The organism is Rahnella sp. PAMC25617 (genome assembly GCF_050606005.1).
In the GTDB taxonomy this organism is placed as follows: domain Bacteria; phylum Pseudomonadota; class Gammaproteobacteria; order Enterobacterales; family Enterobacteriaceae; genus Rahnella; species Rahnella variigena.
The window spans coordinates 22,170-44,138 of sequence record NZ_JBOCUM010000009.1 but is presented as its reverse complement, the minus strand read 5'-3'; the positions used below and the strand labels follow the sequence as shown (position 1 = coordinate 44,138).

General features: G+C 51.2%; 24 protein-coding genes and 4 tRNA genes. 19 read left to right on the top strand and 9 right to left on the bottom strand.

Annotation, left to right across the window (positions count from 1 at the left end):
• Window positions 1-97: 97 nt before the first annotated feature.
• The 14 genes from mltB to luxS all read left to right on the top strand — a co-directional run bounded on the left by mltB (window position 98) and on the right by luxS (window position 11,520).
• Complete coding sequence (mltB, locus tag ACM615_RS12810; RefSeq protein ID WP_129639218.1) at window positions 98-1,201, top strand: lytic murein transglycosylase B; 1,104 nt, start codon at window positions 98-100, stop codon at window positions 1,199-1,201.
• Between the two features lie 162 nt (window positions 1,202-1,363).
• Complete coding sequence (gene pncC, locus ACM615_RS12805; RefSeq protein WP_113878058.1) at window positions 1,364-1,858, top strand: nicotinamide-nucleotide amidase; 495 nt, start codon at window positions 1,364-1,366, stop codon at window positions 1,856-1,858.
• 107 nt (window positions 1,859-1,965) lie between these two features.
• Window positions 1,966-3,030: a recombinase RecA gene (gene recA / locus ACM615_RS12800; protein ID WP_112291457.1), complete on the top strand. Its 1,065-nt coding sequence runs from the start codon at window positions 1,966-1,968 to the stop codon at window positions 3,028-3,030.
• A gap of 258 nt (window positions 3,031-3,288) precedes the next feature.
• Window positions 3,289-3,855 carry a recombination regulator RecX gene (gene recX / locus ACM615_RS12795; protein ID WP_181955564.1) on the top strand — a complete coding sequence of 189 codons (567 nt, stop codon included), beginning with the start codon at window positions 3,289-3,291 and terminating at the stop codon, window positions 3,853-3,855.
• Window positions 3,856-3,993: 138 nt separating this feature from the next.
• Window positions 3,994-6,621 (top strand): alanine--tRNA ligase, encoded by a 2,628-nt coding sequence (gene alaS, locus ACM615_RS12790; protein WP_129639217.1) that lies wholly within the window; start codon window positions 3,994-3,996, stop codon window positions 6,619-6,621.
• A gap of 256 nt (window positions 6,622-6,877) precedes the next feature.
• On the top strand, window positions 6,878-7,063 hold the full coding sequence (csrA, locus tag ACM615_RS12785; RefSeq protein ID WP_013574027.1) for a carbon storage regulator CsrA: 186 nt from the start codon (window positions 6,878-6,880) through the stop codon (window positions 7,061-7,063).
• A gap of 326 nt (window positions 7,064-7,389) precedes the next feature.
• Window positions 7,390-7,482, top strand: a tRNA-Ser gene (locus ACM615_RS12780).
• A gap of 8 nt (window positions 7,483-7,490) precedes the next feature.
• A tRNA-Arg gene (locus ACM615_RS12775) sits at window positions 7,491-7,567 on the top strand.
• A 110-nt stretch (window positions 7,568-7,677) separates the two neighbouring features.
• Window positions 7,678-7,754, top strand: a tRNA-Arg gene (locus ACM615_RS12770).
• A 46-nt stretch (window positions 7,755-7,800) separates the two neighbouring features.
• Window positions 7,801-7,877: transfer RNA gene (locus tag ACM615_RS12765), tRNA-Arg, on the top strand.
• A 321-nt stretch (window positions 7,878-8,198) separates the two neighbouring features.
• Entirely contained in the window at window positions 8,199-8,765 is a 567-nt protein-coding gene (yqaB, locus tag ACM615_RS12760; protein ID WP_431011997.1) for a fructose-1-phosphate/6-phosphogluconate phosphatase, read from the top strand.
• A complete protein-coding gene (locus ACM615_RS12755; RefSeq protein WP_113878061.1) occupies window positions 8,762-9,190 on the top strand; it encodes a YqaA family protein in 429 nt (142 codons plus the stop codon). Before yqaB ends, ACM615_RS12755 begins: the two co-directional genes overlap by 4 nt.
• Window positions 9,191-9,275: 85 nt before the next feature.
• A complete protein-coding gene (gene gshA / locus ACM615_RS12750; RefSeq protein WP_431011996.1) occupies window positions 9,276-10,847 on the top strand; it encodes a glutamate--cysteine ligase in 1,572 nt (523 codons plus the stop codon).
• Between the two features lie 157 nt (window positions 10,848-11,004).
• The gene (gene luxS, locus ACM615_RS12745) at window positions 11,005-11,520 is read left to right on the top strand and encodes an S-ribosylhomocysteine lyase (protein ID WP_112286851.1); all 516 of its coding nucleotides are present in this window, start codon (window positions 11,005-11,007) and stop codon (window positions 11,518-11,520) included.
• Between the two features lie 68 nt (window positions 11,521-11,588).
• Here luxS and ACM615_RS12740 read toward each other — a convergent pair whose 3' ends face one another.
• Together ACM615_RS12740 and ACM615_RS12735 are read right to left on the bottom strand one after the other, a co-directional pair.
• Window positions 11,589-12,878 carry an HlyC/CorC family transporter gene (locus ACM615_RS12740; RefSeq protein ID WP_112286850.1) on the bottom strand — a complete coding sequence of 430 codons (1,290 nt, stop codon included), beginning with the start codon at window positions 12,876-12,878 and terminating at the stop codon, window positions 11,589-11,591.
• A gap of 16 nt (window positions 12,879-12,894) precedes the next feature.
• On the bottom strand, window positions 12,895-13,686 hold the full coding sequence (locus ACM615_RS12735) for a cytochrome C assembly family protein (protein WP_013574033.1): 792 nt from the start codon (window positions 13,684-13,686) through the stop codon (window positions 12,895-12,897).
• 164 nt (window positions 13,687-13,850) lie between these two features.
• Between ACM615_RS12735 and ffh the strand changes: the two genes are divergently transcribed.
• The 5 genes from ffh to rplS all read left to right on the top strand — a co-directional run bounded on the left by ffh (window position 13,851) and on the right by rplS (window position 17,443).
• Window positions 13,851-15,212, top strand: coding sequence for a signal recognition particle protein (gene ffh / locus ACM615_RS12730; protein WP_112286849.1), 1,362 nt, complete (start codon window positions 13,851-13,853; stop codon window positions 15,210-15,212).
• 178 nt (window positions 15,213-15,390) lie between these two features.
• The gene (gene rpsP, locus ACM615_RS12725) at window positions 15,391-15,639 is read left to right on the top strand and encodes a 30S ribosomal protein S16 (RefSeq protein ID WP_056772785.1); all 249 of its coding nucleotides are present in this window, start codon (window positions 15,391-15,393) and stop codon (window positions 15,637-15,639) included.
• Window positions 15,640-15,657: 18 nt separating this feature from the next.
• Entirely contained in the window at window positions 15,658-16,206 is a 549-nt protein-coding gene (rimM, locus tag ACM615_RS12720) for a ribosome maturation factor RimM (RefSeq protein WP_013574036.1), read from the top strand.
• 67 nt (window positions 16,207-16,273) lie between these two features.
• Window positions 16,274-17,047, top strand: a complete 774-nt coding sequence (gene trmD / locus ACM615_RS12715; protein WP_013574037.1) for a tRNA (guanosine(37)-N1)-methyltransferase TrmD — start codon at window positions 16,274-16,276, stop codon at window positions 17,045-17,047.
• A gap of 48 nt (window positions 17,048-17,095) precedes the next feature.
• Window positions 17,096-17,443, top strand: coding sequence for a 50S ribosomal protein L19 (rplS, locus tag ACM615_RS12710; RefSeq protein WP_095923499.1), 348 nt, complete (start codon window positions 17,096-17,098; stop codon window positions 17,441-17,443).
• A gap of 91 nt (window positions 17,444-17,534) precedes the next feature.
• On the opposite strand, the gene ACM615_RS12705 is transcribed toward rplS, so the two are convergent.
• The 7 genes from ACM615_RS12705 to ACM615_RS12675 all read right to left on the bottom strand — a co-directional run bounded on the left by ACM615_RS12705 (window position 17,535) and on the right by ACM615_RS12675 (window position 21,961).
• Window positions 17,535-17,714 (bottom strand): ogr/Delta-like zinc finger family protein, encoded by a 180-nt coding sequence (locus ACM615_RS12705; protein WP_112286848.1) that lies wholly within the window; start codon window positions 17,712-17,714, stop codon window positions 17,535-17,537.
• A 71-nt stretch (window positions 17,715-17,785) separates the two neighbouring features.
• The gene (locus ACM615_RS12700; protein ID WP_431011995.1) at window positions 17,786-18,859 is read right to left on the bottom strand and encodes a contractile injection system protein, VgrG/Pvc8 family; all 1,074 of its coding nucleotides are present in this window, start codon (window positions 18,857-18,859) and stop codon (window positions 17,786-17,788) included.
• Between the two features lie 2 nt (window positions 18,860-18,861).
• Window positions 18,862-19,332, bottom strand: a complete 471-nt coding sequence (locus ACM615_RS12695) for a phage tail protein (RefSeq protein ID WP_113878063.1) — start codon at window positions 19,330-19,332, stop codon at window positions 18,862-18,864.
• Window positions 19,329-20,957, bottom strand: a complete 1,629-nt coding sequence (locus ACM615_RS12690) for a phage tail tape measure protein (RefSeq protein WP_431011994.1) — start codon at window positions 20,955-20,957, stop codon at window positions 19,329-19,331. The genes ACM615_RS12695 and ACM615_RS12690 overlap by 4 nt, the downstream gene beginning before the upstream one ends.
• A complete protein-coding gene (locus ACM615_RS12685; RefSeq protein WP_013574043.1) occupies window positions 20,950-21,084 on the bottom strand; it encodes a GpE family phage tail protein in 135 nt (44 codons plus the stop codon). Before ACM615_RS12685 ends, ACM615_RS12690 begins: the two co-directional genes overlap by 8 nt.
• Window positions 21,085-21,104: 20 nt before the next feature.
• Window positions 21,105-21,392, bottom strand: coding sequence for a phage tail assembly protein (locus ACM615_RS12680; protein WP_113878065.1), 288 nt, complete (start codon window positions 21,390-21,392; stop codon window positions 21,105-21,107).
• Between the two features lie 59 nt (window positions 21,393-21,451).
• On the bottom strand, window positions 21,452-21,961 hold the full coding sequence (locus ACM615_RS12675; RefSeq protein ID WP_013574045.1) for a phage major tail tube protein: 510 nt from the start codon (window positions 21,959-21,961) through the stop codon (window positions 21,452-21,454).
• Between the last annotated feature and the right edge of the window lie 8 nt (window positions 21,962-21,969).

Genomic DNA, 21,969 nt, shown 5'->3' with positions numbered 1-21,969 from the left:
TTAACAAGCTTGTAAAGACGGTGATTTTCAGTTTTTTCGGCTCTGATAATGCTCTACCATATCTGTACCTCTTTTATTGCATGGTTACGGATATCCGATGCGCCACCTGGCAATCATTCTTCCCCTGGTTCTTACACTTTCTGCCTGTAGCAGTAATAAACCCGCGCCTCAGCCTGAAGGGCCGCGTAATCCTTTCTCCGATGGAAGAAATGCCAGCGCCAGTGCGGTGCCCGACGGCGGTTTTCTGCTCCAGCCTGAGCATACCGGCGCGGTGCAGACCGGCGATTTTGCCTATGATCCGGCCATGAATCAGTTTGTTGACAAAATGGTGCGCGAGCACGGTTTTGACCGTCAGCAGCTGCATGATGTGTTGTCGCAAACCAAACGTCTGGGATTTGTATTACGACTGATGGATCAGCAGGCACCTTCCGGTCCGCCATCGACCGTGCCAAACGGCGCGTGGAACCGCTATCGCAGCAAATTCATCACGCCGGATAACGTGCAAAATGGTGTGGTGTTCTGGAATCAATATCAGGATGCGTTGCAGCGTGCGGAGCAGATCTATGGCGTGCCGCCGGAAATCATTGTCGGCATTATCGGCGTGGAAACCCGCTGGGGACGCGTAATGGGTAAAACCCGCATTATCGATGCGCTGGCGACCTTATCCTTTGCCTATCCGCGCCGTGCAGCGTATTTCTCCGGTGAACTGGAAACGTTCCTGCTGATGTCCCGTCGGGAAGGGGATGATCCGCTGAGTCTGCGCGGTTCCTTCGCCGGTGCAATGGGCTATGGCCAGTTTATGCCGTCATCTTATAAAGACTACGCCGTCGACTTTAACGGCGACGGTCATGCCAACCTGTGGGATCCGATTGATGCTATCGGCAGTGTCGCCAATTACTTCAAAGCCCACGGCTGGACCAAAGGCGCGCCAATTGCGGTGCCGGCAGCCGGGCAGGCACCTCTGCTGGAGAACGGCTTTAAAACCAAATATCCGCTGTATACATTGAAAGCCGCCGGACTGAGCCCGTTAGGATCGCTTGGCAACTATCAGGAAGCGAGCCTGCTGCGCCTTGATATGGGCACCAATTACCAGTACTGGTACGGGCTGCCGAACTTCTACACCATCACCCGTTACAACCACAGCGTGCATTATGCGATGGCGGTATGGCAGTTGGGTGAGGCGGTGAAAGCCGCGCGCTAACCCCGGATCGTTCAACTCTCATGAGGGCCGCAGATCGTGGCCCTTCTTTTTTCTTTTTACTCCAGTTCTGAATACATCGCGCAAATCACTTCAACGGGACTCGCAGACCGGAAGAGAAATGCTAACATCGGGGTAGTTTCAGATGTCCCGCCGGGAGGGGATATGGACGAAAAACGTTTACATGAACTGAGTGTGGAAGTCGGGGCGGCGCTGAAAGCCAGGGGATGGTGGGTCACTTGTGCGGAGTCCTGCACCGGCGGCCTGATTGCCAAGGCGATTACTGACATCGCCGGAAGCTCCGCCTGGTTTGATCGCGGATTTGTCACTTACAGTAATGCGGCCAAACATGAATTGCTGGGCGTGTCTGAAAGCACGCTGGAGCAATATGGCGCAGTGAGTGAGCAGGTGGTGCATGAAATGGCGCAGGGCGTATTGCACGCCGCGGGCGCGGATGTGGCCGTTTCGGTCAGCGGTATTGCCGGACCTGATGGCGGTTCTGCAGAAAAACCTGTCGGCACGGTCTGGTTCGGATTTGCCGGAAAAGACGGGCGCGTTCTGACGGCTAAACAGCAGTTTTCCGGCGATCGCGAAGCGGTGCGTTTGCAAGCTGCTGTTTTTTCGCTACAAACTGCATTGCGTGAGTTTATTAAAAATTAGGCTTGATACTGTATGAGCATACAGTATAATTACTGCCAATTACCTGTACATAAATTATATTCAGTGATGCGGGCGGGATGTTCCCCTGCATCAGACGAGGAGTAAAAATGGCTATTGATGAGAACAAGCAAAAAGCGTTAGCTGCAGCACTGGGCCAGATTGAAAAGCAATTCGGTAAAGGCTCCATCATGCGTCTGGGTGAAGATCGCTCCATGGACGTAGAAACGATCTCTACCGGCTCTTTGTCTCTGGATATCGCGTTAGGTGCCGGCGGTTTACCAATGGGCCGTATCGTTGAAATTTACGGACCAGAATCTTCCGGTAAAACCACGCTGACTTTGCAAGTTATCGCAGCAGCACAGCGCGAAGGCAAAACCTGTGCGTTCATTGATGCAGAGCACGCACTGGACCCGATCTACGCTAAAAAACTGGGCGTAGATATCGATAACCTGCTGTGTTCTCAGCCAGATACTGGTGAACAGGCTCTGGAAATCTGTGACGCGCTGACCCGTTCAGGCGCTGTTGACGTGATCATCGTCGACTCCGTGGCTGCACTGACACCGAAAGCAGAAATCGAAGGCGAAATTGGTGACTCTCACATGGGCCTCGCGGCACGTATGATGAGCCAGGCGATGCGTAAGCTGGCCGGTAACCTGAAAAACGCCAACACACTGCTTATCTTCATCAACCAGATCCGTATGAAAATTGGTGTGATGTTCGGTAACCCGGAAACCACCACCGGCGGTAACGCGCTGAAATTCTACGCCTCTGTGCGTCTGGATATCCGTCGTATCGGCGCGATTAAAGAAGGTGATGTGGTTGTCGGTAGCGAAACACGTGTGAAAGTGGTGAAGAACAAAATCGCTGCGCCATTTAAACAAGCCGAATTCCAGATCATGTATGGCGAAGGTATCAACATCAACGGCGAACTGATCGACCTGGGCGTTAAGCACAAACTGATCGAGAAAGCCGGTGCATGGTACAGCTACAACGGCGAGAAGATTGGTCAGGGTAAAGCGAACTCCTGCAACTACCTGAAAGAAAATCCGAAAGTGGCTGCTGAGCTGGATAAAAAACTGCGTGACATGCTGCTGAGCGGCACGGGTGAACTGAGCGCAGCAACGACAGCTGAAGTCGCTGACGACAACATGGAAACCAGCGAAGAGTTTTAATTTCGCGGTTGTCTGACAAAGACATTTGAAGGGCAGGGGACTTTGTCCGTAACTTTCAAACGTCGCTAAAATGCCAGTCTGGTTTCCAGACTGGCATTTTGCATATAAGGGGAAAACCTTATGTCCGATGAAAACATACCTGATAAAAAAATCGTGAATGAGAACGTCATCGACCTGAAAAAACTGCTGGAAGAGGTGGCACAAAATAGCGAGTCAACACTGTTTGAGCCGCCCAAAAAAGATGGCGATGCAGCGAAAATCAATACACTGATAAACCGCGCAATGCGTCTGCTTGCTCAGCGCGACCATGGCGAAACAGAATTACGCCGCAAGTTACTCATTCCTCCGATGCCTTTTGTTAAGCCTCAAAATAAGAAAAGCAGCTGGGCTTCACGTAAAAAGCCAGCGCAAAATGAGTTCGCCGAAGAAGAGGTGGTGAGAGCCAAACCTGAGCCGCGGCCGGTGCCGGAAGCGATTCCGGAAGAACATGTACAGGCGGTGATCGACTACTGTTATCAACATCAGTGGCTCGATGATGCCAAATTTGCCAGCCGCTATATTTCGGGTCGCAGTCATAAAGGTTACGGTGCGCAGCGCATCCGTTCGGAATTACTGCAAAAAGGTGTCGATAAAGAAATCATCACAGTCGCACTGGAAAACACAGACGTGGACTGGTGCGCGCTGGCGCGAGATTTGGCGGTCAGAAAATTTGGCGAAAATTTACCGACTGACTGGAAAGAAAAATCAAAAGTTCTGCGTTATTTGCTCTATCGGGGCTTCTTTCAGGAAGAAATACAGTCTATTTATCGCGATTTTGACGATTGACCGCATACGGTATTTTACTTCCCCGCGCAGAAATTTTATCTTATCCGCACTTTTTCGTTCGTGAGCTGTACAGATTGCTGCCATATGCAGCGTTATCCGGCTCAAGAGCCGTTCTTCCAGCATGATTCCGGGATATTTATGAGCAAGAGCACCGCTGAGATCCGTCAAGCGTTTCTCGATTTCTTCCATAGTAAGGGACACAACATTGTTTCAAGCAGTTCGCTTGTCCCGACAAACGATCCGACACTGTTGTTTACCAATGCCGGGATGAACCAATTTAAAGACGTTTTCCTCGGTCTGGATAAGCGCGATTACAACCGTGCCACCACGTCCCAGCGTTGTGTCCGCGCAGGCGGTAAACACAATGACCTCGAAAACGTCGGTTACACCGCACGCCATCACACCTTCTTCGAAATGCTGGGCAACTTCAGCTTCGGTGATTACTTCAAGCATGAAGCCATCAGCTACGCCTGGGAATTACTGACCGGCGAAAACTGGTTCAATCTGCCGAAAGAAAAGCTGTGGGTCACTGTCTATGAGACGGATGACGAAGCGTTTGATATCTGGGAAAAAGAAGTCGGCGTTCCGAAAGAACGTATTATCCGCATTGGCGATAATAAAGGCGGTGCATTCGCTTCTGACAACTTCTGGCAGATGGGCGATACCGGTCCTTGTGGCCCTTGTACTGAGATTTTCTACGATCATGGCGATCACATCTGGGGCGGCCCTCCGGGTTCTGCTGAAGAAGATGGCGATCGTTACATCGAAATCTGGAACCTGGTGTTCATGCAGTTCAACCGTCAGGCTGACGGTACCATGCTGCCATTGCCAAAACCGTCCGTAGATACCGGGATGGGACTGGAGCGTATCACTGCGGTGATGCAGCATGTGAACTCCAACTACGACATCGACCTGTTCCAGAAACTGATCGCTGCGGTGGCTGAAGTCACGGGTGCGACCGATCTGACCAACAAATCCCTGCGTGTTATCGCCGACCATATCCGTTCCTGCGCATTCCTGATTGCAGACGGCGTGATCCCATCGAATGAAAACCGTGGCTATGTGCTGCGCCGCATCATTCGTCGCGCGATCCGCCACGGCAACATGCTGGGCGCGAAAGACACCTTCTTCTACAAACTGGTTGCTCCGCTGATTGAAGTGATGGGCCCGGCTGCGACAGAACTGAAAGAACAGCAGGCGATGGTTGAGCAACTGCTGAAAACCGAAGAAGAGCAGTTTGCCCGTACTCTGGAACGCGGCCTGGCATTGCTGGACGAAGAATTGTCCGCTCTGAAAGGCGACACTCTGGACGGCGAAATTGCTTTTCGTCTGTATGACACCTTTGGTTTCCCGCTGGATCTGACCGCTGACGTTTGCCGTGAACGCAATCTGAAAGTGGACGAAGCTGGTTTTGAGAAAGCGATGGAAGTTCAGCGTCGTCGTGCGCGTGAGTCCAGCGGTTTCAGCGCCGATTACAACAGCATGGTTCGTGTTGATGGCGTGACGCAGTTCTCCGGCTACGAACATCTGCAACGCCATTCAAAAGTGGTGGCGCTGTTTGTTGAAGGTCAGCCAGTGAATGAGATCCAGGCGGGCGTTAATGCAATTGTCGTTCTGGATGACACACCGTTCTACGGTGAATCCGGTGGTCAGGTTGGCGATAAAGGCATCCTGAAAACGGCAGCAGGCGTGTTCTCTGTGTCTGATACCCAGAAATACGGCAAAGCGATTGGTCATCAGGGTTCCCTGAATAGCGGTAAGCTGAGCGTTGGCGACAGCGTTGAAGCTGAAGTTGATATTGCACGCCGTGACCGTATCCGTCTGAACCACTCGGCAACGCACTTGCTGCACGCTGCGCTGCGTCAGGTGCTGGGCAAGCACGTTGCTCAGAAAGGTTCTCTGGTCAACGATAACTATCTGCGTTTTGACTTCTCGCATTTTGAAGCGATGAAACCAGAAGAGATCCGTCAGGTCGAAGATCTGGTGAATGCTCAGATCCGTCGTAACCTGCCAATCCAGACCACCATCATGGATCTGGAAGAGGCGAAAGAAAAAGGTGCAATGGCGCTGTTTGGTGAGAAATACGAAGACAGCGTTCGTGTTCTGACCATGGGCGATTTCTCCACCGAACTGTGTGGTGGTACTCACGCCAGCCGTACCGGCGATATCGGTCTGTTCCGCATTCAGAGTGAATCGGGCACAGCGGCAGGTATCCGTCGTATCGAAGGGATCACCGGCGAAAACGCGATTACTGCCCTGCATCAGCAAAGCGATTTGCTGCAGGATGTCGCGCATCTGGTAAAAGGTGATGTGAACAGTATTACCGATAAAATCCGTACCCTGATTGAGCGTTCACGTGTGCTGGAAAAAGAGCTTCAGCAGGTGAAAGGTCAGCAAGCTGCGCAGGAAAGTGCATCACTTTCCAGCCAGACCAAAGAAGTGAAAGGCGTTAAGCTGCTGGTTCGTCAGCTGGATAACGTAGAGCCTAAAATTTTGCGTACAATGGTTGATGACCTGAAAAATCAGCTGGGTTCTGTGATTATTGTTCTGGCAACCATCGCTGACGATAAAGTCAGTCTGATTGCCGGTGTCACGAAAGATCTGACTGATCGTGTTAAAGCCGGTGAGCTGATTGCTTCTGTAGCACAGCAGGTCGGTGGCAAGGGCGGTGGTCGTCCTGATATGGCGCAGGCAGGTGGCAGCGACGTGCAGGCACTGCCTGCTGCTCTGGCGACTGTTGAAGCCTGGGTTGAAGCTAAGCTGTAAGAAGAAATAAATAGCTAACCCTGAAAACGCCATAATCTATTGTGCTGTATGGCGTTTTCAGTCTTAATGGCGGTGTGAGCTTCGCGATTAAAGTCGCGACAATGACGATATCGGCTAAACTTAAAGTACTCATGGCTGAAGTTGCAGGCTGCTTACATTTAATGTAGGGGTCATGGCTTACGTTTTACCCGCTTATGATCGATAATGGCCGGGAAACTGAGAGACCCGACTCTTTTAATTATTCAAGGAGCAAAGAATGCTTATTCTAACTCGCCGAGTTGGTGAAACCCTCATGATTGGCGATGAGGTTACTGTTACCGTTTTAGGTGTTAAAGGTAATCAGGTGCGCATTGGTGTGAATGCACCAAAAGAGGTCTCTGTTCACCGTGAAGAGATTTATCAGCGCATTCAGGCTGAAAAGTCGCAGCAGACGAGTTACTGATTTACGAGGCGTCTCGCTAATGGCGAGGCGCTGAACCTCTTTTGTCCGCTTTTTCGATTTCCTTTCCCCTTAATTTCCTGCATTTTTCATTTTTAATTTCTGTCAGTGCCACATCCCCTGACTCGTCTTTTCTAAAAAAGAAGCCGTTTTTTCGCTATTCACACCCTGTTTTTGTCTTCAAACTGCGCAGGTTGCGCGTGAAATGTCCAAACGGGTGATTGTTAGGAAAAAAGGGTTTGACTTATAAGGGCCAGAAAGTAATATGTGCGCCACGCAGTGCCGATGAGCTTAAACAAAGTTAGTCAGCACACTCGCAAGAGGCGTATGGTGAGGTGGCCGAGAGGCTGAAGGCGCTCCCCTGCTAAGGGAGTATGCGGTCAAAAGCTGCATCCGGGGTTCGAATCCCCGCCTCACCGCCATTTAAAATGCACCCATAGCTCAGCTGGATAGAGTACTCGGCTACGAACCGAGCGGTCGGAAGTTCGAATCTTCCTGGGTGCACCATACTTTCCTGAACGTATGTTGATTTGCAATCAAATTAGCGTGACGGGCAAAGGCGAAAGCCGATGTAGTGCGGAAAAATGGTCAGGTAAATCTGCAGTAAGAATCAAAATGCACCCATAGCTCAGCTGGATAGAGTACTCGGCTACGAACCGAGCGGTCGGAAGTTCGAATCTTCCTGGGTGCACCATTCTTTCTCTTAGTATTTTCCGAAAAAACTCAGCACGACCCCCAATGCACCCATAGCTCAGCTGGATAGAGTACTCGGCTACGAACCGAGCGGTCGGAAGTTCGAATCTTCCTGGGTGCACCATATTCCAGACATGTTGCAGCGATGGCTTTCATATAGAGTCCTCCGGCATGAAGGCAGCACGAAGGAAGATAACGTTGCTTTAGCAACGGCCCGCAGGGCGAGGCCCCGCCGAGTAATCTTCCTGGGTGCACCATATTAGAGAAACCCGCTTCGGCGGGTTTTTTGCTTTCCGGTTATCACCTCTTTATTTCATCTCTTCCTTTTCATTTCCCTGACCTTTCCTACGTGTTCGGATGTGCTGTAGGTGTGCACAAAATGCGACTTTCGAAAGACTTTGCGATAAAGTAGTTTTCCTGTTTTTTCGTGATCATGGAGCTTTCGATGTACGATCGATACGAAGGGCTAATATTTGATATGGATGGCACCATATTGGATACCGAACCGACGCACCGTAAGGCATGGCATCAGGTATTGACCAAATACAGCATGCAGTATGATGTCGAATCCATGGTTGCTCTGAACGGTTCTCCGACCTGGCGCATCGCGAAGTTTGTGATCGACAGTAATAACGTTGAGATGGATCCCCATCTTCTGGCGGCTGAGAAAACGGCTGCGGTTCAGGAAATGTTGCTTGATGCCGTACGTCCTTTGCCACTGATTGATGTCGTGAAGGCCTATCATGGTCGCCGGCCAATGGCGGTAGGGACGGGCAGTGAGCACTGGATGGCCGATGCTCTGTTGCGACATTTAGGCCTGCGTGATTGCTTCGATGCGATTGTGGGCGCCAATGACGTGCAGAACCACAAACCTGCGCCTGACACTTTTTTGCGTTGCGCTGAGTTAATCGGCGTACCTCCCGAAAAATGCGTTGTGTTTGAAGATGCAGATTTCGGTATTGAGGCGGCGAAACGCGCCAATATGGCTTTTGTGGACGTGCGCACGCTGTGAGCAGCGCCGTGGCGCTGGCTTCCTTATTCGGCAGCAGCTTTTTAAGTGCCACACTTTTGCCTGGAAATTCAGAAGTTTTATTAGTGGCTTTATTGTCAGCTGGCAGCGCAATGCCAGCGGCACTGGTTTTGTCTGCAACTGTTGGCAATACCTTAGGTGGCATAACCAACGTCATCATCGGACGCTTTCTGCCACAGCTTAAACCTCAGCGTGGGCTCCACGTTGCACAGGGTTGGTTAAAGCGCTTTGGACCGGCAGCTTTATTGCTGAGCTGGTTACCGGTGATAGGTGATGTGTTATGCGTGTTAGCAGGTTGGCTGCGAATGCCGTGGGGGGCTGTGGTTTTTTTCATGCTTATTGGAAAAGCGGTGCGTTACATCCTTTTGACGGTTGTGACGCTGCAGGGGCTCTCATGGTTCGGTTAGATTGGCATCAGCTATCAATTATGGTCACATCTATGCAGACTCAGTATGCTTGCAAATTAATGGTTTCACCGAGCGGGAGGTCAATTTGATCCCGGATGTATCTCAGGCGCTTTCCTGGCTGGAAGCCCACCCTCAGGCATTAAAAGGTATTCGTCGCGGTATTGAGCGTGAAACGTTGCGGGTCAATCCCGATGGTTCATTAGCGACAACCGGCCACCCGGAATCTTTAGGTGCGGCACTGACGCATCGCTGGATAACCACCGACTTTGCTGAAGCCTTATTAGAATTTATTACGCCCGTCGATGACAACATCGAACATCTGATGGCGTTCCTGCGTGACATTCATCGTCACGTAGCCCGTGAGCTCGGCGACGAGCGCATGTGGCCATTCAGCATGCCGTGCTTTATCGAGTCCGGACAGGATATCGAGCTGGCGCAGTACGGTTCATCTAACGCCGGGCGCTTTAAAACGCTTTATCGTGAAGGCCTGAAAAACCGTTATGGCGCGCTGATGCAGGTAATTTCCGGCATCCATTACAACTTCTCGCTGCCGCTGAGTTTCTGGCAGGAAAAGCTGGGCGTGTCTGATGCTGAAAGCGGTAAAGAAGCAATTTCTGCGGGTTATTTCAAACTCATCCGCAACTATTACCGTTTTGGCTGGGTGATCCCTTATCTGTTCGGTGCCTCGCCTGCGATCTGTTCTTCATTCCTGAAAGGGCGTGAAACAGATTTGCCGTTTGAATATACCGAAGCGGGATTGTGCTATCTGCCGTATGCGACATCGTTGCGTCTGAGTGATTTGGGTTACACCAATAAATCACAAAGCAATCTGGGCATTACCTTCAATGACCTGACTACCTACGTTCAGGGTGTGAAGAAAGCGATTCGTACCCCATCTGCTGAATATGCGGAAATGGGTGTGCAGAAGGACGGGAAATATCTGCAACTGAACACCAATGTGTTACAGATTGAGAACGAACTTTATGCGCCAATTCGTCCTAAGCGTGTCACCAAATCCGGTGAAACACCTTCTGATGCCCTGATGCGCAGCGGGATCGAATACATTGAGGTCCGTTCGCTGGATGTCAATCCGTTCTCTCCGGTGGGTATTGATGCCACTCAGGCGCGTTTCCTGGATCTGTTTTTGGTATGGTGTGCGTTAGCCGATGCCCCGGAAATGAACAGCGAAGAGTTGCTCTGTACGCGTAAGAACTGGAACCGGGTGATCCTGGAAGGGCGCAAACCGGGTCAGACGATCGGTATGGGGTGTCACGATGAACGCCAGCCGTTAGCTAAAGTAGGTAATGAGTTATTTGCTGATTTGAACCGTGTGGCTCAGGTCATGGATAACCAGAACGGCGATACCCTTTATCAGGGCGTCTGCAAAGAGCTGGTTGCGGCGTTTGATGATCCTGAGCTGACTTACTCAGCACGTATCATGAAAGAGCTGAAACAGCAGGGCGTCGGTAATCTCGGGCTGGAACTGGCGGAGAAGTATCGCCAGATGCTGGTCAGTGAGCCGCTGGAAGTATTAGATGCCAGCGCATTAATGGCTGAGCAGGACGGTTCATGGCAGCGTCAGCGCGCACTGGAAGCGGCGGATAAGCTAAGCTTTGAAGAATACCTGGCTGCGAATGCAGGCAGTAGCGTTGAGTAGAAAAGAAAAAGGCCACAATCAATGTGGCCAAATAAACATCTCTGTTTACAGGGATGATGATAACAAATGCGCGTCTTTCACTAATTAAGACCCGCATGCTGGGAAAAGGTTTCCTGAGTTCGTAAAAAAAATTAATTTATTTAGGAGAGGTGACGATATGCCACTGTTGGATAGCTTTACCGTAGACCATACCCGTATGGCAGCACCTGCTGTTCGCGTCGCAAAAACCATGCATACCCCGCACGGCGATACCATTACTGTGTTCGATCTGCGCTTCTGCCGCCCGAACCTTGAAGTAATGCCAGAGCGTGGTATTCATACTCTTGAGCACCTGTTTGCAGGGTTCATGCGTAACCACCTGAACGGTAGCGGTGTTGAGATCATCGATATTTCTCCGATGGGGTGCCGCACAGGTTTCTACATGAGCCTGATTGGTGTGCCAGAAGAGCAACGTGTGGCGGATGCCTGGAAAGCGGCGATGGCGGATGTTCTGAAGGTAAAAGAACAGCGTCAGATCCCTGAGCTGAATGAATATCAGTGCGGTACTTTCGAGATGCATTCCCTGAAAGAAGCACAGGAAATCGCGCAGCACATTCTCGACCATGACGTTGTGGTAAACCATAACGACGAACTGGCTCTGCCGAAAGAAAAACTGTCCGAGCTGCACATCTAGTTTTGATGTGTTCCAAAGACAAAAAAGACGCGATGTTCGCGTCTTTTTTTATGCCTAGATTCAGCGGATTAGTGCTGATTTACGGTGTTTTTGAGCGGCTGTAACGGACGAACCTGCACCTGCTTGATCATATTGTCCTGCACATCAAGAACCTCAACCTCATAGTCTTCAATGCGCAAACTGGTACCAATATTAGGAATTTCTTCCAGCACTTCCAGCAGCATGCCGTTAATGGTGCGCGCACCGTCTTCCGGCAGATGCCAGTTAAAGGCTTTGTTCAGCTCACGGACGTTCGCACTGCCTTCAATCAATACAGAACCATCGCTTTGCGGCGTGACTTCTTCGGCAAGTGTTGGTGACATAGACGTGGTGAAGTCACCGACGATCTCTTCGAGGATATCTTCGACGGTGACCAGCCCCTGAATATCACCGTATTCATCCACCACGATGCCCACTTTCTTTTTGTTTCGCTGGAATTTCACTAACTGAATGTTCAGCGGCGTGCCTTCCGGGATGTAATAAATTTCGTCGGCGGCACGCAGCAGGTTTTCTTTGGTGAACTCTTTTTTCTCGGTCATCAGACGATAGGCTTCACGCAGGCGCAGCATACCAATCGCATCGTCGAGCGAATCACGATAAAGCACGATGCGGCCATGCGGCGAGTGCGTCAGCTGGCGGATGATCGACTTCCAGTCGTCGTTGATATCAATACCGACGATTTCATTGCGCGGCACCATGATGTCGTCCACCGTCACTTTTTCCAGATCCAGCACGGAAAGCAGCATGTCCTGATTACGGCGGGAGATGTTCGAGCGTGATTCGTTAACGATGGTTCGCAGCTCTTCTTTACTCACCGCATCGCTGAGGCTGGTGGTGGTTTTGATGCCGCACATTCTCATCAGCAAACGCGAGAGGCTGTTGAGGATCCACACCAGTGGCATCATGATTTTTTGCAGCGGACGCAACAAAATGCTGCTCGGGAACGCGATGCGTTCAGGATTCAGCGCGGCAAATGTTTTTGGCAGCACTTCAGCAAACAGAAGGACGACAAACGTCAGCACACCGGTGGCAATCGCCACACCGGCATCACCGTAAAGACGAATGCCCACAATTGTTGCCAGAGCGGAAGCAAGGATGTTGACCAGGTTGTTGCCGATGAGCACGAGGCTTATCAGCTGATCCGGGCGCTTTAACAGCTTTTCGACGCGGCGTGCCCCGCGGTTACCCTGTTTGGCCAGGTGACGTAACCGGTAACGGTTGAGTGTCATCATACCGGTTTCGGAGGCTGAAAAATAAGCCGAAACCACCACCATGATGATCAATGTGATGATCAGGGTTGTTGTCGAGACGTGCTCCAACGGGTATTCCTTTTAATTAATGAACCATGATTTGCTGGATCAGGCGGCTGCCGAAATAGGCAAGAGTAAGCAGGATGGCGCCTGCCATGCTGAACCATACCACGCGGCGGCCACGCCAGCCTTCGTGATAATGGCCCCATAACAGGACGATATAAACGAACCATGCCAGTATCGATAAGACGGCCTTGTCGATATTTTCCGGGCTGAACAGGTTGTTCAGGTACAGCAATCCGGTGCACAGCGTCAGCGTCAGTAAGATCACGCCAATCTGGGTGATGTGAAACAGCTTACGCTCGATGCTCATCAGCGGCGGCATGTCGGCTGTAAACGTCAGGCGTTTGTTCTTCAGCTGGTAATCCAGCCACGCCAGTTGCAACGCGTAAAGTGCCGCGATCATCAACGTAGCATAAGAGAACAGCGCCAGGCCGATGTGTACCAGTAAGCCTTTGCTTTCTTCCAGATGCGTGATGAATTCGCCCGGAAGAAAGGTGACGAATGCCAGATTGATCAGCGAGAAGCTGTAAACAATCGGTAACACAAACCATCCGCGGTTGCGTGATGCCACGATGGTCATCACCGTGCCGATGATTAAGCTGACCACAGAGCCGATGTTCACCAGGCTGAGATTCTGGCCGGTGCTGACATCGAAAATACGCTGCTGCAATGCCACCGCGTGGCAGACAAGCGCTACCACAACAGAAATCAGTGCTAAACGCCGGTATGCGCTGTTCTTCCGGATGATGCTCGGAATGATCAGTGCAAGGCTGAGCAGATAGGCCAACATGGCGACGAGAGCAAAAACTGACATAGCGTTTCAGTAGCATCGAAAAGTGAATGAGAACCGCAGTATAACGTTACCGGCGTCACGCTCCAACCTATCTGAGATGCCAAAGCAGAGATCGTCCGCGCTTCGTGTTATAATCCCGCAATTACGTCGCGAAAGCGGCCTGTCATAACGTTGAGCAAGAGACGATGTTTGAGAATTTAAGCGATCGATTGTCGCGCACACTGCGCAATATCAGCGGCCGCGGGCGGCTGACCGAAGAAAATATTAAAGAAACATTACGTGAAGTACGTATGGCATTACTGGAAGCGGACGTTGCGCTGCCGGTGGTTCGCGACTTCATCAACCGGGTGAAAGAGAGCGCCGTTGGCGTTGAGGTCAATAAGAGCCTCACACCGGGTCAGGAATTCGTCAAAATTGTCCAGAAAGAACTGGAAACCGCGATGGGCGAGGCGAACACCGAGCTCAACTTAGCGGCGCAGCCACCGGCTGTGGTTCTGATGGCGGGTTTACAAGGTGCCGGTAAAACCACCAGCGTCGGTAAACTGGCGAAATTCCTGAAAGAGAAGAAAAAGAAAAAAGTACTGGTGGTGTCTGCCGACGTTTATCGCCCTGCGGCGATCAAACAGCTGGAAACCCTGGCACAACAAGTTGAAGTGGATTTCTTTGCGTCTGATGCGCAGGAAAAGCCGGTTGATATCGTCACCCGCGCCCTGCAACAGGCCAAACTGAAATTCTACGACGTTCTGATTGTCGATACCGCCGGCCGTTTACACGTCGACGAAGCGATGATGGACGAAATCAAACAGGTTCACGCCGCGATTAATCCGGTTGAAACGCTGTTTGTTGTCGATGCCATGACCGGTCAGGATGCCGCGAATACCGCGAAAGCGTTTAATGAAGCGCTGCCGCTCACCGGTGTTATCCTGACCAAAGTCGACGGTGATGCGCGTGGCGGTGCTGCACTGTCGATTCGTCACATCACCGGCAAACCGATCAAATTCCTGGGTATGGGTGAAAAAACCGATGCTCTGGAGCCGTTCCATCCGGATCGTATCGCTTCGCGTATTCTGGGTATGGGCGACGTTCTCTCTCTTATCGAAGACATTGAGAGCAAAGTTGACCGTGCGCAGGCTGAAAAGCTGGCCAGTAAACTCAAGAAAGGCGACGGCTTTGACCTGACCGATTTCCTCGAGCAGCTCAAGCAAATGCGGAATATGGGCGGCATGGCGAGTATGATGAGCAAACTGCCGGGTGTCGGTCAGTTGCCGGATAACGTCAAATCCCAGATGGATGACAAAGTGCTGGTGCGCATGGAAGCGATCATCAACTCGATGACGCACAAAGAGCGCGCTAAGCCAGAAATTATTAAAGGTTCCCGTAAACGCCGCATCGCGGTGGGTTCCGGCATGCAGGTGCAGGACGTCAACCGCTTACTGAAGCAGTTCGACGATATGCAGCGCATGATGAAGAAAATGAAGAATGGCGGCATGGCGAAAATGATGCGTGGCATGAAGGGTATGATGCCACCAGGTTTCCCAGGCCGTTAATCGACATCACTGTCTATATATCAGCCACATAGGCGGCTCATGCAAATTGCGGGCTAGGCTATCTACGCTTTAGATTGCTTTTTGCGCCAAAATGAGTAAAATTTTCGGGCTTTTTATATTGCAACCAGACCCCGTTCCCCGATGGGGTCTGGTTGTTTTATTAACTAAAGAGGATGTTATGGTAACAATTCGTTTAGCACGTGGCGGCGCAAAAAAGCGTCCGTTTTATCAAGTAGTAGTGACCGACAGCCGCAACGCTCGTGACGGTCGTTTCATCGAACGCGTAGGTTTCTTCAACCCATTGGCTTCTGGCCAGGCTGAAGCTCTGCGTCTGGATCTGGATCGTGTTGCCCATTGGGTAGATCTGGGTGCAACCGTTTCTGATCGCGTTTCTGCGCTGATCAAAGACGCTAAGAAAGCAGCTTAATCTGTCGCGGTGGTGGCAATGAGCAAGCAATCCAATCCAGTGGTACCCGCTGAGCCGTTAGTACTCGGCAAAATGGGTTCAACATACGGCATTCGTGGTTGGCTCAGAGTGTTTTCATCCACCGAAGACGCTGAAAGCATCTTCGATTACCAGCCGTGGTTTATCCAGCGTGCCGGTAAGTGGCAAGTTGTCGAGCTGGAAGGCTGGAAACGCCACACTCAGGACCTGATCATCAAAGTCAAAGGCGTTGATGACCGGGATGCAGCGAATCTTCTGACCAATTGCGAAATTGTCGTCGATTCAAAGCAACTGCCTCCACTGGAAGACGGTGACTACTACTGGAAAGACCTTTTTGGTTGCCAGGTAGTGACAACTTCCGGTTACGAACTGGGCAAAATCATCGATATGATGGAAACCGGTTCTAACGATGTGATGGTAGTTAAAGCCAACCTGAAAGATGCCTTCGGACTCAAGGAGCGGTTGATTCCGTTCCTCGATGGGCAGGTTATCAAGAAAGTCGATCTCGCTACTCGCACTGTTGAAGTAGATTGGGATCCTGGTTTTTGACCTCCGTAGTGTTTATACACGTAAACAAGGTCTGGTTGAGCGGTCAAACATTTGGAAGGGGTAGGCTATGTGGATCGGTATAATTAGCCTGTTTCCTGAAATGTTCCGCGCAATTACGGATTACGGGGTAACTGGCCGGGCAGTTAAGAATGGCCTGTTGAGCGTAAATTGCTGGAGTCCTCGTGACTTCGCATACGATCGACATCGTACCGTGGATGAGCGCCCTTACGGCGGTGGTCCCGGAATGCTGATGATGGTGCAACCCTTGCGGGAAGCGATTCATGCAGCAAAAGCAGCGGCAGGCGAAGGTGTGAAAGTGATTTATCTTTCACCTCAGGGTCGCAAACTGGATCAAACCGGTGTTTGCGAACTGGCGGCTCATCAGAAAATCATTCTGGTTTGTGGCCGTTATGAAGGGATTGATGAGCGCATAATCAAAACCGAAATTGATGAAGAATGGTCAATTGGCGATTATGTTCTCAGCGGTGGAGAGTTACCCGCAATGACTCTGATTGATTCAGTATCCCGCTTTATACCGGGCGTTCTGGGTCGTCAGGCTTCAGCAGAAGAAGATTCTTTCGCTGACGGATTGTTGGATTGCCCCCACTATACCCGCCCTGAAGTGTTGGAAGGCATGGAGGTACCGCCGGTTTTACTGTCGGGAAACCACGCTGATATACGTCGCTGGCGCCTGAAACAGTCGCTGGGTCGAACCTGGCTTAGAAGACCTGAACTTCTGGAAAACCTAGCTCTGACTGACGAGCAAGAGGTGTTGCTGAGAGAGTTCCAAAAGGAACATCGGCTCAGTCAACAAAACTATGAAGGGAACGCCAAAGCGTAACGCGAGGCCGTCCCGATATATCAGTTTACCTAGGGTAAGAGACATATTATGAGCAATATCATTAAGCAAATCGAACAAGAGCAGATGAAGCAAGACGTACCTGCTTTCCGTCCAGGTGATTCCCTGGAAATTAAGGTATGGGTCGTTGAAGGTTCTAAAAAGCGTCTGCAGGCATTCGAGGGCGTGGTTATCGCTATTCGTAACCGCGGTCTGCACTCTGCATTCACTGTTCGCAAAATTTCTAACGGCGAAGGTGTTGAGCGTGTATTCCAGACTCACTCCCCAGTAATCGACAGCATTACTGTTAAACGTCGTGGTGCCGTTCGTAAAGCTAAACTGTACTACCTGCGTGAGCGTACTGGTAAGTCTGCACGTATCAAAGAACGTCTGGGCTAAGGTATCGCTAACGCGACATCTACTAGTTAATATAGAACAAGGGGTTAGCCATCGGCTAACCCCTTTTTTTGCATCAGTGCCTGCAAATTAACTATGCAGCGGATGGCTGGGCACCAGGTTTTGAGATAACCCGGGCGACCGATTCGTGCGTGGCAAAGGTGCAGCTGCATTCGATATTCTGACACTGATGATAGCGTTCTTTCGTTGATTCACTCAGATAACGGCTTGAACGTGTATGGGCTACTTTTCCACAAAGCGGGCAATGCATCATAAAAACCTCCGGCATGACAGGTAAGCAATGGAGTCATTATGAAACCTGAATCTTGCAAAAGCAAGTTATGATTATGATATTGAAGACAGGTAAGTGATATCTGCAACATACGGTTTCAGGTTTAATGTGGTCGTGAACCCTTTCTCATTCATCTCGTGTACAGCAGAATCAATCACCCAGTTCTGGCTGTCGATCACGTCTTTAAATCCCTGCACATTTACCGGCGTTTGTGCGCTGAGATCGGCGCGTCCCAATGCCAGCCGGATGCTGAAAGACGCAGAATCATTCTGAATCTGATAAAACGCGGCATCTGCTGCGCGCCTTGCGGTCTCTTCATCAGGAAAGATTTTAGACAGTTGCAGAATATTATCGCCTGAGCCTGCGGTATAACTCTTTTCTCCTGAGTTTTTCAACGCCACATTGCTGCTGGTCGCTTTTTGGAGATCGTGCCACTGTGCCTTCACGCCTGTGTAAGCCTTCTTGTCCATCATCTGATAGTTGTGATTATCGCCATCGCTGCGGACAATTGTTTTCCAGGGAATAGTCTGCCCGGAAGCAGTCCTGCCGGTGCCAGCTTTAAAAAACAAGATTGCGCCGTTTTTGACAGTCACCTGCGCACCATAGCTTTGTGCCAGACGGGTGATGAAGTAGCTGTCAGTCTCAGCTGTCTGGTCGATATGTGGGATCTTAATGCTATCGAGTTCCTGAGGGATAACCGGCAGATCCAATTTATTCCGGCTCGATATGATGCGCACAATAGCGCCCAGCGTGTAATCGTCATAAGACTGGCTGAGTTTAGTGGTAAATGAACCGCGGAAATCTGCGCTGCGAGCAGTGACCACGATTCTGTCTGGTGAACCTGAATAAACCACTGTATCTACCGTGAAATAGCCGCAGTCATAGAGCGCCTGTTTCGACCATCCCAGATGCAGATGCAAAACGGCACCGCGAACAGGCATCTGTAATTGTCCGTCGCTGTCGTCGAAGGTTAAATTCAAGGTGTCCGCGGTAAAACCGCTGTTATCCGTGACGGATAGACTGATGATCCGATCCGAGATGTTTTCTTCCAGCACCTTATTTTTTATCGCCAGGGTGAACACCGGCGCGATGCGTGCCCCCACGGGTAACTGAAGATCAGTAAGCATGTTCAGACTCCGCTTGCGAAATTGCTGATGGTTGAGCTGGCTTTGTTATACAAACCTTCGGCCTGAGTCATCAAATCACCGAACATGGCGGCCTGCGACTCATCGACGCGGGTCAGGTTGAGCGTAAAATTAATACTTCGCGCCTGGCCGCTGGAATTAAACTCAGCATTGTCATTGGCAATATTTTTGATGACATACATGCCATAAATTGTGCCGCTGCCTTCGATCAACGGCCATGCACGGCCGGAGTCGGCCATGCTCTGGAGTACCTGTAAATAGCGCATACCGCCGGTCATTTCAGGCAATAATTGCCCGGTAATTTTTATCGTTTCCTCACCCAATCCGAGAAATTGCGAAACGGGACGCTGTCCGAAACGCGCGTTCGTGCCCCAGCCATAATTCACCTGACGGGACGTATTCTGATAAGGCAGCGTGCTCAATTTAAATACAAATAAACCCAGCGACATCATCATGAGTAAATCCCTCCGTTGTTGTACTGGCTGAGAAGATTGTTGGTATCGTTCCATTTCTGCTGGTTTATTGAATCTTCAATCCAGGTTCTGATCTGGTTATGATCTGTCTCCGGTGTGGCCGTGAAGCTTAAGTTCACGGTCGTCGCCCGGTTATCCGTCAGGCTGTTCGCTACGGAAGTTTTAGCGGGCTGATACAGGCTCAGCGTGCCGCCCGTCGGAGAAATGCTCTCCACCGGCGCTGCCGGAATACCCTGACTTTCGGCATCGTCATTGCCAAAAATCGCATCCCAACCTTTTTTCGCCCAGCTGAAGACTTCACCGATTTGAGAAACCGCTTTATTAAGCGTGACGAAAATCTCTGCGATTGCTTCCCCGACCACTTTGCCAATATTGGTGAAGCCGCTCAGGGTATCCTGACTGAATTTTATCGGTTCAAACAAATCGGTAATCCATCCCAGCGCGGTTCTGAAAGGTGTAAACGCAGCAGTTATTGGTCCCATTACCGAGCTAAATCCTTCAATCACTCCGCCAACAAACGCACTGATCGGCTCCCAAAGTTTCACTACGGCGATACCGATACCGGCGATCAATGCGATCACGGGCAGCAGCGGAAGTCCGATGGCGGCAAAGGCGGTGGCAATAACGCCGCCGGTGCCGGTAAAAATGGTTCCAAGCAGTCCTGCACCTGCCATCAGCATATTGATTCCGCTCAGTACCGGCGCGATGGTCATGCCGAGCGCACCCATTCCGCCGACAATGCCCGTGATGCCTAATGCCAGACCGAGCAGGGAATTCACCAGCACCGGATTATCAGTGAGCCAGGTATTGATCGTGCCCAGCCAGCTGGTGGCCGTTTGAGTCAGTTCTCGCAGGGCGGCACTTTGCCCGTCGAAAAGGTTGATACGGATAGTGTCCCAGGTGGCAAAAAGCTTAGTAATGTCACCGTCAAGGTTGTCGCCTTTCACGGTCACCGCCATCTGTGCCGCAGGCGTTGCGCCATTCAGTGCTGCCGGTGTTTGTTCCAGAACCTGATCGGCATTCATTCCGTTTTTAGCGAGTGTCTGCTGTTTAGCGACCACCTCCGCCGGTGAATGACCGGCTGCCGCCATCGACAGACTTTGCTGCCGTAAAGCGGCAACATGCGGATCGCCATTTTTCAGACCGAGAACCGACTGCACTTCTGCCAGCCCGGCTTCCAGAGCTGCACCCGGTTTAAGAAAGTTTTGAGCCAGCGCCAGTTTCGGTTGTGCAAAGGAAAGGGCAGACGAGCTGATATTTTTTAACTGGTCAATTTTCAGTTCGCGATTTTTATATTGCTGCCCGATTTCCAGCCCTCGTTGTTCCATTTGCATCGGGCGTTGCTGGCGCAGCTTTTCTGCCGGCTGGCTGGCCACCGCTTTTTTCAGACCGGAAAATGCCTGCGTTTCGGTTTCGCTGTCCGGGGCGAAAAGCGACTTTTCAAACTGAAGGGAAGCGTCAGTGATATCTTCTGAGACGACGCTGAATAACGTCTTCCCGGGCAGTGTCAGCAGGTTGTTTCTGACCTTGTCGGTTTCGGCCCTGAAGGCGGCCAGATCCTGATTTATTTTTTCCAGCGTATGAGGTAACTGTTCGAGATTACTCATCTGTTTTTACTCCGCTGCGTTGCAGTGCCTTATGTCGCCAGTTCAGCAGATCGGTGAGTGACATGCCGTCCATCTCAGACGGCGGCCAGTGAAATATCACCGCGATATCTGCCATCAGGTCATCCACGGTGAGGCGGGGCGCAATACTTACGCCACCGGTTTCGGCGATAAAAAACCAATCACCTTGCCTGCGAGCGCAATCAGATCCGGCAGCTCCAGGCGCGAGCACTCTTCTTTGGTCAGGTTCGGATAGGTGATACGCGGTAAAATGGTGATCAGCGCGTCTACATCCGCGTTCGCCAGTGCCGCAAGACCGATACCGCGTAAGCTGCCCGCAGTGGGTCTGGTGACCTGAACTTCGGTGATTTCCATTTCGCCGCGTTTGAGCGGAACGTCAAGAATCACGGTGTTGTCATTAATGTCAGTCGGGTTCATGTGTTTTCCTGCTTGAGTGGGAAATGAAGCCGGCAATGACTGCCGGCTTTAGGAGGGAATTACAGGCCGAGTGCGGTACGGTGTTCCGCCAGACGGTCAACGCCGTTGACGACTTCGACCATATTGACGGTGTCGATCTCAATCAGCTCTTTGCCGTCGATGGTCAGTTTGAAATACGTACACTGGGTGGTGACTTTGGTTTCAGTGTCTTCACCCTGTTTGTACTCACCGAAATCAAACTCTTTGTGACGGCCGCGCATCATCACTTCGACCGCGGAAACATCACCGGTGTCGTCACGCTGCAGCGAACCGGCAAAACGCAGTGGAATATCAGATGTGCTGCCCCATTGCTGCAGAACCAGCTCATCCAGACCGCCGATGGACCATTCCAGCGTCAGCGCATCGTCGTCCAGACCGAAGTCCACCGCGACCGAACCGCTCATGCCGCCGCCACGATAGTTTTGCAGTTTGCGGGTGAGTTTCGGCAGCGTCAGTGAAGAGACCAGACCGAGGTAGCTGTTCCCGTCATTAAACAGGTTCAGGTATTTCAATTTCTTAGGAAGTGCCATGAGTCATT

Coding starts and splice junctions, on each gene's coding strand:
- mltB (WP_129639218.1), top strand. CDS start 98: ATGCGCCACCTGGCAATCATTCTTCCCCTGGTTCTTACACTTTCTGCC.
- pncC (WP_113878058.1), top strand. CDS start 1,364: ATGGACGAAAAACGTTTACATGAACTGAGTGTGGAAGTCGGGGCGGCG.
- recA (WP_112291457.1), top strand. CDS start 1,966: ATGGCTATTGATGAGAACAAGCAAAAAGCGTTAGCTGCAGCACTGGGC.
- alaS (WP_129639217.1), top strand. CDS start 3,994: ATGAGCAAGAGCACCGCTGAGATCCGTCAAGCGTTTCTCGATTTCTTC.
- csrA (WP_013574027.1), top strand. CDS start 6,878: ATGCTTATTCTAACTCGCCGAGTTGGTGAAACCCTCATGATTGGCGAT.
- yqaB (WP_431011997.1), top strand. CDS start 8,199: ATGTACGATCGATACGAAGGGCTAATATTTGATATGGATGGCACCATA.
- luxS (WP_112286851.1), top strand. CDS start 11,005: ATGCCACTGTTGGATAGCTTTACCGTAGACCATACCCGTATGGCAGCA.
- ACM615_RS12735 (WP_013574033.1), bottom strand. CDS start 13,686: ATGTCAGTTTTTGCTCTCGTCGCCATGTTGGCCTATCTGCTCAGCCTT.
- ffh (WP_112286849.1), top strand. CDS start 13,851: ATGTTTGAGAATTTAAGCGATCGATTGTCGCGCACACTGCGCAATATC.
- rpsP (WP_056772785.1), top strand. CDS start 15,391: ATGGTAACAATTCGTTTAGCACGTGGCGGCGCAAAAAAGCGTCCGTTT.
- rimM (WP_013574036.1), top strand. CDS start 15,658: ATGAGCAAGCAATCCAATCCAGTGGTACCCGCTGAGCCGTTAGTACTC.
- trmD (WP_013574037.1), top strand. CDS start 16,274: ATGTGGATCGGTATAATTAGCCTGTTTCCTGAAATGTTCCGCGCAATT.
- rplS (WP_095923499.1), top strand. CDS start 17,096: ATGAGCAATATCATTAAGCAAATCGAACAAGAGCAGATGAAGCAAGAC.
- ACM615_RS12705 (WP_112286848.1), bottom strand. CDS start 17,714: ATGATGCATTGCCCGCTTTGTGGAAAAGTAGCCCATACACGTTCAAGC.
- ACM615_RS12700 (WP_431011995.1), bottom strand. CDS start 18,859: ATGCTTACTGATCTTCAGTTACCCGTGGGGGCACGCATCGCGCCGGTG.
- ACM615_RS12695 (WP_113878063.1), bottom strand. CDS start 19,332: ATGATGATGTCGCTGGGTTTATTTGTATTTAAATTGAGCACGCTGCCT.
- ACM615_RS12690 (WP_431011994.1), bottom strand. CDS start 20,957: ATGAGTAATCTCGAACAGTTACCTCATACGCTGGAAAAAATAAATCAG.
- ACM615_RS12680 (WP_113878065.1), bottom strand. CDS start 21,392: ATGAACCCGACTGACATTAATGACAACACCGTGATTCTTGACGTTCCG.
- ACM615_RS12675 (WP_013574045.1), bottom strand. CDS start 21,961: ATGGCACTTCCTAAGAAATTGAAATACCTGAACCTGTTTAATGACGGG.